The organism is Stomatobaculum longum (genome assembly GCA_000242235.1).
Lineage (GTDB): Bacteria > Bacillota > Clostridia > Lachnospirales > Lachnospiraceae > Moryella > Moryella longum.
On sequence record JH590861.1, the window covers coordinates 234,938 to 245,226 of the forward strand.

The 10,289-nt window shown below is 54.8% G+C and carries 10 protein-coding genes; all 10 read left to right on the forward strand.

Annotated features, from left to right (window positions below):
- The first annotated feature begins 62 nt into the window (after positions 1-62).
- The gene (gene ruvA, locus HMPREF9623_RS01070; protein WP_009532039.1) at positions 63-650 is read left to right on the forward strand and encodes a Holliday junction branch migration protein RuvA; all 588 of its coding nucleotides are present in this window, start codon (positions 63-65) and stop codon (positions 648-650) included.
- 15 nt (positions 651-665) lie between these two features.
- Positions 666-1,682, forward strand: a complete 1,017-nt coding sequence (gene ruvB / locus HMPREF9623_RS01075) for a Holliday junction branch migration DNA helicase RuvB (protein WP_009532040.1) — start codon at positions 666-668, stop codon at positions 1,680-1,682.
- On the forward strand, positions 1,675-2,217 hold the full coding sequence (locus tag HMPREF9623_RS01080; protein ID WP_009532041.1) for a cell division protein ZapA: 543 nt from the start codon (positions 1,675-1,677) through the stop codon (positions 2,215-2,217). Before ruvB ends, HMPREF9623_RS01080 begins: the two co-directional genes overlap by 8 nt.
- 19 nt (positions 2,218-2,236) lie before the next feature.
- Positions 2,237-4,474: a U32 family peptidase gene (locus tag HMPREF9623_RS01085; protein ID WP_009532042.1), complete on the forward strand. Its 2,238-nt coding sequence runs from the start codon at positions 2,237-2,239 to the stop codon at positions 4,472-4,474.
- A gap of 95 nt (positions 4,475-4,569) precedes the next feature.
- Entirely contained in the window at positions 4,570-5,013 is a 444-nt protein-coding gene (locus tag HMPREF9623_RS01090; protein ID WP_009532043.1) for an NUDIX hydrolase, read from the forward strand.
- 39 nt (positions 5,014-5,052) lie between these two features.
- Entirely contained in the window at positions 5,053-5,676 is a 624-nt protein-coding gene (locus tag HMPREF9623_RS01095; RefSeq protein WP_009532044.1) for a hypothetical protein, read from the forward strand.
- Positions 5,673-6,182 (forward strand): dihydrofolate reductase, encoded by a 510-nt coding sequence (locus HMPREF9623_RS01100; RefSeq protein ID WP_009532045.1) that lies wholly within the window; start codon positions 5,673-5,675, stop codon positions 6,180-6,182. Before HMPREF9623_RS01095 ends, HMPREF9623_RS01100 begins: the two co-directional genes overlap by 4 nt.
- A gap of 57 nt (positions 6,183-6,239) precedes the next feature.
- Positions 6,240-7,133, forward strand: coding sequence for a sulfide/dihydroorotate dehydrogenase-like FAD/NAD-binding protein (locus tag HMPREF9623_RS01105; protein WP_009532046.1), 894 nt, complete (start codon positions 6,240-6,242; stop codon positions 7,131-7,133).
- Positions 7,133-8,524 carry an NADPH-dependent glutamate synthase gene (gene gltA / locus HMPREF9623_RS01110; RefSeq protein WP_009532047.1) on the forward strand — a complete coding sequence of 464 codons (1,392 nt, stop codon included), beginning with the start codon at positions 7,133-7,135 and terminating at the stop codon, positions 8,522-8,524. The genes HMPREF9623_RS01105 and gltA overlap by 1 nt, the downstream gene beginning before the upstream one ends.
- 96 nt (positions 8,525-8,620) lie before the next feature.
- The gene (pckA, locus tag HMPREF9623_RS01115) at positions 8,621-10,231 is read left to right on the forward strand and encodes a phosphoenolpyruvate carboxykinase (ATP) (RefSeq protein ID WP_009532048.1); all 1,611 of its coding nucleotides are present in this window, start codon (positions 8,621-8,623) and stop codon (positions 10,229-10,231) included.
- The last annotated feature ends 58 nt before the right edge of the window (positions 10,232-10,289 follow it).

The window sequence follows — 10,289 nt, forward strand, 5'->3', positions numbered from 1 at the left end:
TAGATTGAAAAGGCTGTGCTAAACTAGACAACAGGGAAAGTTTCGACAGAGCAGGAGGGTTTATGATTTCTTATATCAAGGGAACGCTTGCTGCGGTCGGTGAGAGCGAAGTGATTGTAGAGGCGGGCGCTTTCGGCATTGCCGTAAAGACCTCCCGCGCAGTCATCGAGAGACTGCCGACGAAAGGCGCGGAGCTCCTACTCCATACCTATTTAAAGATGAGCGAGGATGCGGTTTCGCTCTATGGTTTTGACAGAGAGGCGGATCTCCGCCTCTTTCGTGCGCTACTCGGTGTGAGCGGCATAGGGCCCAAGGGGGCGCTCGCCGTGTTGTCGGCGCTGGAGCCTGAGGCGCTGAAGCTTGCCGTGCTGACAGGCGACGCAAAGGCAATCGCAAAGGCCCCGGGCATCGGCGTCCGGACAGCGGAGCGGATTATTCTGGAACTCAAAAACCAGGAGGTTGTGCAGACGCTTTCGGCGGACACAGTGTCCGGCGGAAGTGTTTCCGGCGCTGCTGCGGCGGAAGCAATCGATGCGCTGGTACAGCTCGGCTATGGCATAGGCGAGGCGACGCGCGCGGTACGGGCCGTTCCGGAAGCAGAAAAGAAGGACAGCGAGACACTCTTACGGGAGGCGCTCCGGCAGTTCTGAGCCTGAGAGGAGAATATGGAGCGTAGAATCATAACAACAGAACTTGCAACCGAGGAGACACGATTCGAGCAGTCGCTTCGGCCGCAGCGCTTACAGGAATATATCGGACAGAAGAAATTAAAGTCCATGTTGCAGGTCTATATCGACGCGGCGAGACAGCGGCGAGAGTCTCTGGATCACGTGCTCTTTTACGGGCCGCCGGGACTCGGCAAGACCACGCTCTCCGGTATCATTGCGAATGAGATGGGCGTGCACATGAAAATTACTTCGGGGCCTGCCATCGAGAAGCCGGGTGATATGGCGGCAATCTTAAATCATCTGCAGGAGGGCGATGTGCTCTTTGTCGATGAGATACACCGCTTGAACCGTCAGGTGGAGGAAGTGCTCTATCCCGCGATGGAAGATTTTGCAATCGACATTGTGCTCGGCAAGGAGAGCAATGCCAAGAGCATACGCCTCGCGCTGCCGCACTTTACCTTAGTCGGGGCGACAACAAGAGCGGGTTTGCTCTCCGCACCGCTCCGGGATCGCTTCGGCGTGGTACAGCGCCTTGAATTTTATGAGCAGGACGAACTGCAGGAGATTGTCCTCCGCTCGGCAAAAGTACTCGGTGTCGAGATTGATGCGGCGGGCTCGGCAGAAATTGCGCGGCGCTCCCGCGGAACTCCGCGGCTGGCTAACCGCCTACTGCGGCGCGTCCGGGATTTTGCGGAAGTTAAATACAGCGGTGCCGTTACGGAAGCAGTGGCGCGCGATGCGCTGAATCTTTTGGATGTCGATACCTGCGGCCTCGACGCAGGGGACAGAACCATGTTGAATCTCATCATTGATATGTTTCACGGCGGCCCGGTGGGACTGGATACGCTGGCTGCGGCGCTCGGGGAAGATGCCGGCACGCTGGAGGAAGTCTATGAGCCCTATCTCCTGATGCAGGGCTTTTTGATTCGGACACCGCGCGGCAGAGTCGCGACAGAATACGCATACAGCCATTTGAATCGAAAAAAGGAAGATGAGGAGCAAGCAGATGCGTGACGAACAGAGTAGACAGCGTAGTACGGAAGTCATCATTGACGGCAAGGTAATTCCGCTCGCCGGGGGCGACAGTGCGTATCTTCGCCAGGTTGCGGCTTATATCGACAATAAAATTGCGGAGCTCAGGCAGAACCGCGCCTATGCGCGCCAGAACAGTGAGCGGAGGGCACAGATTCTCTGGCTGAATCTTGCGGATGACTGTCTGCAGGCGAGAGCGGAGAGTGCGGAACTCAAGGAAGAGGCGGCAGCGCACGCCTCCGAAGTCTATGCGCTGAAGCGAGAACTTGTCGAGCAGCGTCTTCGCATGGAGACCTTGCAGAAAGATGCCAAGGATGAGGCGGCAGAGGCCTCTCTTGCGGCAGAGAAGCAGAAGCTCGAAGAGCAGCTTGCCGCCGCTGAAAAAGAGAAGGAGTCGCTGCAGGCGGAAAAGGAACGCCTCACTGCCAACATACACCGTCTCGAAGAGGAACTGGAGGCAGAGAAGAAACGCAGCAAGGAACTGGAAACAGAGCTGGATGAGCTGCTTTCCAAGTAAACGGATAGATTAGGACAGAATGAGGAATAAGATACCAGAACTTTTGGCACCCGCAGGCTCGATTGAAAGCCTGCGGGCGGCGGTCAATGCAGGAGCAGATGCCATTTATGTCGGCGGTGCGAAGTATGGCGCGAGAGCTTATGCGGAGAATCCGGAGGAAGCGGATCTCATCGGGGGGCTGCGCTATGCGCACCGCTTTGGTGTTCGTATCCATATGACGGTCAACACCCTCTTAAAAGAGGCGGAACTTCAGACTTTGCCGGATTATATCGCACCCTATTACGAAGCGGGATTGGATGCTGCAATTGTGCAAGACCTGGGAGCGCTGGCTCTGCTGCACGAGCATTTCCCGCTTCTTTCCCTGCACGCGAGTACCCAGACGACCATTACGGGGCCGCATGCCGCAGAGCTATATCGGCGTCTCGGCGTGAGCCGTGTGATTCCGGCGCGTGAATTGAGTCTCGAAGAACTGGTGCGCATCAAACGGGAGACCGGATTGGAGGTAGAGAGTTTTGTGCACGGCGCACTCTGTTATGCCTACTCCGGACAGTGTTTCATGTCGAGCCTTCTCGGTGAGCGCTCGGGCAATCGGGGGCGTTGCGCCCAGACCTGCCGCCTGCCCTATAGTCTGCAGCGCGAAAATCAGAAATCGTCCGGACAGGGACTGCTCCTCAGCTGTAAAGATCTCTGCAGCCTGGATTTGATTCCGATGCTCGCAGAGAGCGGCATAGACAGTCTAAAAATCGAGGGGCGTATGAAGAGCCCGCGCTATACGGCCGGTGTCGTATCCATCTGGCGGAAGTACCTGGACCTCTATGCGAGTGAAGGGGCAGAGGGATTTCAAGTGGAAGCGGCGGACAGAGCGCATCTCTTGGACCTTTTTGACCGGGGCGGTCAGACAGAGGGGTATTATCGCCAACACAACGGGCGCGAAATGATAGTCCTGCAGGAGAAGAAAGAGAAGCGGAAGCAGAATATTCCGTATGAAGAGGAAATCGAAGAGAAGTATCTAAAAACGGAGCGGGAGTTGCCGCTCTACGGAAAGTTTGTGCAGCGGGACGGCGAGCCGATGTATTTGGAACTCAGCGTCTCCATTCCCGGAGCGGGGCAACTCAGTGCCGAAGTCGCGGGCGAAATTGCCGAGCGGGCGAGAACGGCAGGAAGCACGGCGGAGGCAGTGCGGGAGCGGCTTCAGAAAACCGGGGGCACGGGCTTTCGTTTTGCAAAGCTGGATGTCTCAATCGAAGAGGGCTTTTTCTTTCCGGTGAAACAACTGAATGAGTTGCGCCGAAAGGGAATCGAAGCAATTTCCGCAAAGATTGACGCGGCCTTTCGACGGGATTCTGTGCTTGGCACAGAGACTGTTCGCGCGGCAAAGACAGACAGCGAAGACAGGACTGTCCGCTCTGTAGATACAGAACGAACAGCGCCGGAACTCCATGTGAGCTGTGACAGCTGGGAGCAGATACAGACGGTTTCCGCGATGGAAGAGGTCGCCGCAATTTCCTTCGGCGCAGACAGTATTCCGGCGGAGAGGTGGCAGGCGGCGGTCCGTTGCATACAGAATGCAGGCAAGCGCGTGTATCTGCTCTTGCCGCAGATTTTTCGGACAGAAGCAGAGCGCTTTTTCCGGGAGCAGGCGGAACGGTTGCTCGATTTGCCGCTGGATGCTTTGATTATCCGGAATCTGGAAGAGCCGGGCTTTTTTGAGACACTCTACGGAGAACGGAACAGGCGCTGTCCGGCCTTCTATTTTGATTTTCAAGTCTACGGCATGAACAGGACAGCGCAGCTCTGTCTCAGAGAGTTCGGGGCCGCGCGTCTCACATTGCCGATTGAGGAAACAGCGCGAGAGCTCAAATCTCTCGACACGGCGGGACAGGAGATGGTTGTCACGGGGCGGCTGCCGATGATGGTGTCGGCGAACTGTCTCAAAAAGACAGCAGCGCGCTGTGATCATAAACCCGAGTATATGAAACTCAGGGACCGCCGCATGATGGAAATGCCTGTCAAGACGCATTGTACCTTCTGCTATAATACAATTTACAATGCGGCGCCGCTCAGTCTAAGCGGTGTGGCTGCGGAGCTTACTGGGCTCAAGTTAGGCGCGGTGCGTCTCTTACTCAGCAATGAGACCGCTGCAGAGACAAAGAAGGCGGTGCGCTCGATTTACCGGAGCTTTGTTCTGGGGGAGCAGAGCGTCCCGGAGGCATACGAAAACTTTACGCGCGGGCACTTTAAGCGCGCGGTCGAATGAGACAACGGGACAGGGAGAAAGGGCTTGTGCTGAAAAGCTGTCAGTAGTACACTTACATTTGTTTGGGGATATGCGTCGCGCAGGAGGGATTGCAAATGGTCGAAGCAACGAGCTGTGGCGGCATCGTGATCTTTCACGGAAAGATCCTGCTGCTCTATAAGAATTACAGAAACCGCTATGAGGGTTGGGTACTCCCGAAGGGCACCGTAGAGGCGGGCGAGAGCTTTGAGACAACTGCGCTTCGCGAGGTAAAAGAGGAGACAGGAGTCAGTGCTCACATTGTCGAGTACATCGGCAAGAGCGAATATACGTTTAACGCCCAGGCAGAGCAGGTCGACAAGAGTGTCCACTGGTATCTGATGAGCGCGGAGAGCTATTATTCCAAACCGCAGCGGGAAGAGTTCTTTATGGATTCCGGCTATTACAAGTATCACGAGGCATGGCATCTTCTAAAATTTGCAAATGAAAAGGCAATGCTCGAAAAGGCCTATGCGCGCTATCAGGAACGAAAGCGAAATCGCATCAGCGAGTCTGACTGATGTGCAGCTATTATAATAGGAAGAAAGAGGGGTAACGCCATGATTCAATTGGAACGCAGCTCTGTTATGAATCTGGAAAATGCGATGCGCGGCGCGAGAAATCCGCTGAATTCCTGGGCAAGAAGTGACAGCTACTACGACGAAGCCGGAAATTATATTCTGGGAGAGAACGATCTCGGTCTGGCCATGCGACTCAGAAAGGCCGGGAGCGATCATCGGAAGTATATGCGTCAGATTTTTGTCTCGGTCGATATCACAGCGCCGCTCTACTGGTGGAAGGAATATGACACCTATAAAGTGGCGACGGTGGCAAACTCCACTTCGACCATGCACAAGATTCACAGCAAACCCTTTTCACGGGAGGATTTCTCTCACGACCATATGACAGAAGAAGCGCTCGCTGCTTTGGATCGGATGATTGAAGTTTTGGAGCAGTTGCGTCTTCGCTTTGTCGAGACCAAAGAAAAAGACGCCTGGTATTCGATGATACAACTGCTTCCCGAAAGCTATCAGCAGCTTCGAACTTGCAGCTTTAACTATGAGACACTGGTGCATATTTATTTTTCAAGACGCGATCACAAGCTGGCCGAGTGGCACACGTTTTGCGATTGGATTACTTCGCTCCCCTATGCGAAGGAACTGATACTCGGAGAAGAAGCATGATTTTGATCGCGGCGGTGGACAGCGCCTGGGCCATCGGAAAAGGCGGTAGGCTTCTGGTCAAAATTCCCCGCGACCAGAAACTGTTTTTGGAGGAGACACTTGGCAAGACTGTCATCATGGGGCGGAAAACTTTTTTAGATTTGCCGGGACAGCAGCCGCTTTACGGCAGGCGCAACATTGTGCTGAGCCGGAGTCCGGAGTTTGCACCGAAAGGTGTGACTGTCTGCCACAGCATCGGGGAGGTCTTGCGGGAAGTCCGGGAACTTCCCAGGGATGAGGTCTTTGTGTGCGGAGGTGAGAGCATCTACCGAGATTTTCTGCCGTATGCGGACAGCGCGGAAATCACAAAGATTGACTACCTCTATGACGGTGATCGCTTTTTCCCGAATCTGGATCGGGATTCGGAATGGGAACTGACCCGGGAGAGCGAAGAGGAGACCTATTTTGATTTGCCGTTTTCTTTCTGTCGCTACGAGCGAAAGAGCGGCGGCATGCGGATAGAATAAGTGCGCGAAAACAAGACTTGATTCGGTAACACGGTATTACAGCAATGGAGAATCCTTATGTATAAAATCCTGAAGAAAAAGAAACTTGCAGAGCAAATTTGGCTCATGGATGTCGAAGCACCGCGCGTCGCCGCGAAGTGTCTGCCAGGAGAGTTCCTGATTGTAAAAATCGATCGCTACGGTGAGCGCATTCCGCTGACCATTTGCGACTATGACCGCGAGAAGGGCACCGTGCTGATCGTCTTCCAGGTGGTCGGCGCGAGTAGCTACCGGATGGCGGAGCTGAACGAGGGCGATTTCTTTGAGGATGTCGTGGGGCCGCTCGGATGTCCCTCGGAGCTTACCAAAAAGACGCCGGAAGAACTCCGGAAAATGAACATTCTCTTTGTGGCCGGCGGCGTCGGCACAGCGCCTGTCTATCCGCAGGTCAAATGGCTGAAGGAGCAGGGTGTCACGGCGGATGTCGTGCAGGGCGCAAAGAATAAGGATTTGGTGATACTCGAGGATGAGATGCGTGCGGTCTGCGGAGACCACCTCTATATCACCACCGATGACGGGTCTTACGGGTTCCACGGCCTTGTGACCGCAAAAGTCGAGGAGCTGGTGGAGAAGGAAGGCAAGCACTACGATCTCTGCGTCGCAATCGGTCCCATGATCATGATGAAGTTTGTCGCCTTGCTCACCAAGAAGCTCGGCATCCCGACAGTTGCCAGCATGAATCCCATTATGGTGGACGGCACGGGGATGTGCGGTGCCTGCCGTCTGATTGTCGGTGACGAAGTCAAGTTTGCCTGTGTGGACGGTCCGGAGTTTGACGCACACAAGATTGACTTTGATCAGGCGATGAAGCGTGCCAGAATGTACGCGAGCGAAGAGGGCAGAGAGTATCTGAGAGAAAAAGAAGGCAAGACGCACCACGGCGGCTGCGGAAATTGCGGAGGGCAGCAATAATGGACATGATGAAGAGAGTTCCGATTGCGGAGCAGGCACCGGAAGAGCGCGCCAAAAATTTCAAAGAAGTATGCCTCGGTTATACGGAGGAAGAGGCGAGAGCGGAGGCATCCCGCTGTTTAAATTGTAAGAATCCGCGCTGTGTTGCGGGATGTCCGGTTTCGATTAATATTCCGGCATTTTTACAGCAGGTCATTGCCGGACAGGAGGCAAAGGCTGCGGGTATCATCGCCGAGAGTTCGGCACTTCCTGCGGTTTGCGGCCGCGTGTGTCCGCAGGAAACGCAGTGCGAAGGTGTCTGCATCCGCGGCATCAAGGGTGAGCCGGTTGCAATCGGCAAGTTGGAGCGCTATGTGGCAGACTGGGCGCGTGAGCATAAACTGGAGCCGGAGAACCATTCCGAGAAAAACGGACAGCGCGTCGCTGTGATCGGCGCAGGGCCGGCGGGACTCACCTGTGCGGGCGATCTCGCAAAGCTCGGCTATGAGGTCAAGATTTTTGAGGCGCTTCACGAGCCGGGCGGTGTGCTGGTCTACGGCATTCCGGAATTTCGACTGCCGAAGGACACGGTGGTTGCGCATGAAGTCGAAAATGTCAAAAAACTCGGCGTGGAGATTGAGACCAACACGATTGTCGGAAAGTCGGTCTCGGTAGACGATCTTCTCGACAAAGAGGGATATGATGCGGTATTTATCGGTTCAGGCGCAGGCCTACCGATGTTCATGCATATTCCGGGCGAGACGGCGAGCGGCGTCTTCTCGGCAAATGAGTTTTTGACGCGCAATAACCTCATGAAGGCCTTCCGAGAAGACTATGACACGCCGATTTTTGCGGGCAAGCGTGCGATTGTCGTGGGCGGCGGAAATGTCGCAATGGATGCGGCGCGGACGGCGCTTCGTCTCGGCGCGGAGACGCATATTGTATACCGCCGTTCGGAAGCGGAGCTTCCGGCGCGCGCGGAGGAAGTGCACCACGCAAAAGAAGAGGGCGTCATTTTTGATCTGCTCACCAATCCGGTCGAGATTTTGCAGGATGAAAACGGCTGGGTTCGCGGCGTTCGTGTGATTCATATGGAGCTCGGTGAGCCGGATCAGTCGGGCAGAAGAAGACCGGTCGAGATTCCGGGTTCCGAGGAGGAAATTCCGGCGGATACGGTTATCATGGCACTCGGCACTTCGCCGAATCCCTTGCTTTCCTCGACGACGGAGGGACTTGAGACAAATCGCAAAGGTTGTCTGATTGCCGATGAGAAAAACGGTCAGACCACGCGCGAAGGTGTCTTTGCGGGGGGAGATGCCGTAATCGGTGCGGCCACCGTGATTCTGGCGATGGGAGCCGGCAAGCAGGCAGCGCGCGGCATTGACGAATATCTCCGTTCGAAACGGGCGTGATTGTAATCTGTTCGGATATAGTATATAATAATCGAGGGATATAAGCCCGATTATTTTGTGCATTTGCACGAGCGGAGGACAGAGGAGGAAAGGTACATGAGTAAGCTTGATTTGAGCAAGTATGGCATTACCGGAACAACAGAGATCGTACACAATCCGTCTTATGAATTGTTATTTGAAGAGGAGACCAAGGCGGGTCTGGAAGGCTTCGAAAAGGGGCAGGTGACCGAGCTTGGCGCCGTCAACGTGATGACCGGCATTTACACGGGTCGCTCTCCGAAAGACAAGTTTATCGTCATGGACGAGAACTCCAAGGATACGGTCTGGTGGACCTCCGATGAATACAAGAATGATAACCATCCGGCTACCGAAGAGGCTTGGCACGCGGTCAAAGAGCTCGCAAAAAAGGAGCTCTCCGATAAGCGCCTGTTTGTGGTCGACGCATTCTGCGGTGCGAACCCGGATACCCGCATGGCAGTGCGCTTCATCGTCGAAGTCGCATGGCAGGCACATTTTGTGACCAATATGTTCATTCGTCCGACGGCGGAAGAGCTTGAGAACTTTGAGCCGGACTTCATTGTCTACAATGCGTCGAAGGCAAAAGTTGAGAACTACAAGGAACTCGGCCTCAACTCCGAGACCGCGGTTGTCTTCAACATCACAACCAAGGAGCAGGTCATTCTGAATACCTGGTACGGCGGTGAGATGAAGAAGGGCATGTTCTCGATGATGAACTATTACCTTCCGCTCCGCGGCATTGCATCGATGCACTGCTCGGCAAATACCGATATGAACGGGGAGAACACGGCGGTATTCTTCGGCCTTTCGGGCACCGGCAAGACCACGCTCTCGACCGATCCGAAGCGTCTTCTGATCGGCGATGACGAGCACGGCTGGGATGATTCCGGCGTCTTCAACTTTGAGGGCGGTTGCTATGCCAAGGTCATCAACCTCGATAAGGAGTCCGAGCCGGACATTTACAATGCAATCCGCCGCGACGCACTTCTCGAGAATGTCACGGTCGATGTCGACGGAAAGATTGATTTTACGGACAAGAGTGTCACGGAGAATACCCGAGTTTCCTATCCGATCGATCACATCGAGAAGATTGTGAAGCCGGTTTCCCACGGCCCGGCAGCGGAAAATGTGATTTTCCTCTCGGCGGATGCGTTTGGCGTATTGCCGCCGGTCTCCATTCTGACGCCGGAGCAGACCAAGTATTACTTCCTGTCCGGCTTTACGGCAAAGCTCGCGGGAACCGAGCGCGGCATCACCGAGCCGACCCCGACTTTCTCGGCTTGCTTCGGTCAGGCTTTCCTCGAGTTGCATCCGACCAAGTATGCGGAAGAGCTTGTGAAGCGTATGGAGCAGAGCGGTGCAAAGGCATACCTCGTGAATACCGGCTGGAACGGCAGCGGCAAGAGAATTTCGATTAAGGACACGAGAGGTATTATCGATGCCATCCTGAACGGCGACGTGCTGAAGGCACCGACCAAGAAGATTCCGTTCTTTGATTTTGAAGTGCCGACCGAGCTTCCGGGTGTGAATCTGGCCATCCTTGATCCGCGTGATACCTATGCGGACAGCGAGGAGTGGAACAAGAAGGCAAAGGATCTCGCAGAGCGTTTCATCAAGAACTTTGCGAAGTATGAGGGCAATGCAGCCGGCAAGGCTTTGGTTGCGGCAGGCCCGAAGACCGAGGCATAATGATATAGACGAAAAGGAAACCATGTATTGGCATGGTTTCCTTTTTTTTGCGGATATC

Bases quoted from the DNA above. Each gene is read 5' to 3' on its own strand.
- ruvA (WP_009532039.1), top strand. From the start codon at position 63: ATGATTTCTTATATCAAGGGAACGCTTGCTGCGGTCGGTGAGAGCGAA.
- ruvB (WP_009532040.1), top strand. From the start codon at position 666: ATGGAGCGTAGAATCATAACAACAGAACTTGCAACCGAGGAGACACGA.
- HMPREF9623_RS01080 (WP_009532041.1), top strand. From the start codon at position 1,675: ATGCGTGACGAACAGAGTAGACAGCGTAGTACGGAAGTCATCATTGAC.
- HMPREF9623_RS01085 (WP_009532042.1), top strand. From the start codon at position 2,237: ATGAGGAATAAGATACCAGAACTTTTGGCACCCGCAGGCTCGATTGAA.
- HMPREF9623_RS01090 (WP_009532043.1), top strand. From the start codon at position 4,570: ATGGTCGAAGCAACGAGCTGTGGCGGCATCGTGATCTTTCACGGAAAG.
- HMPREF9623_RS01095 (WP_009532044.1), top strand. From the start codon at position 5,053: ATGATTCAATTGGAACGCAGCTCTGTTATGAATCTGGAAAATGCGATG.
- HMPREF9623_RS01100 (WP_009532045.1), top strand. From the start codon at position 5,673: ATGATTTTGATCGCGGCGGTGGACAGCGCCTGGGCCATCGGAAAAGGC.
- HMPREF9623_RS01105 (WP_009532046.1), top strand. From the start codon at position 6,240: ATGTATAAAATCCTGAAGAAAAAGAAACTTGCAGAGCAAATTTGGCTC.
- gltA (WP_009532047.1), top strand. From the start codon at position 7,133: ATGGACATGATGAAGAGAGTTCCGATTGCGGAGCAGGCACCGGAAGAG.
- pckA (WP_009532048.1), top strand. From the start codon at position 8,621: ATGAGTAAGCTTGATTTGAGCAAGTATGGCATTACCGGAACAACAGAG.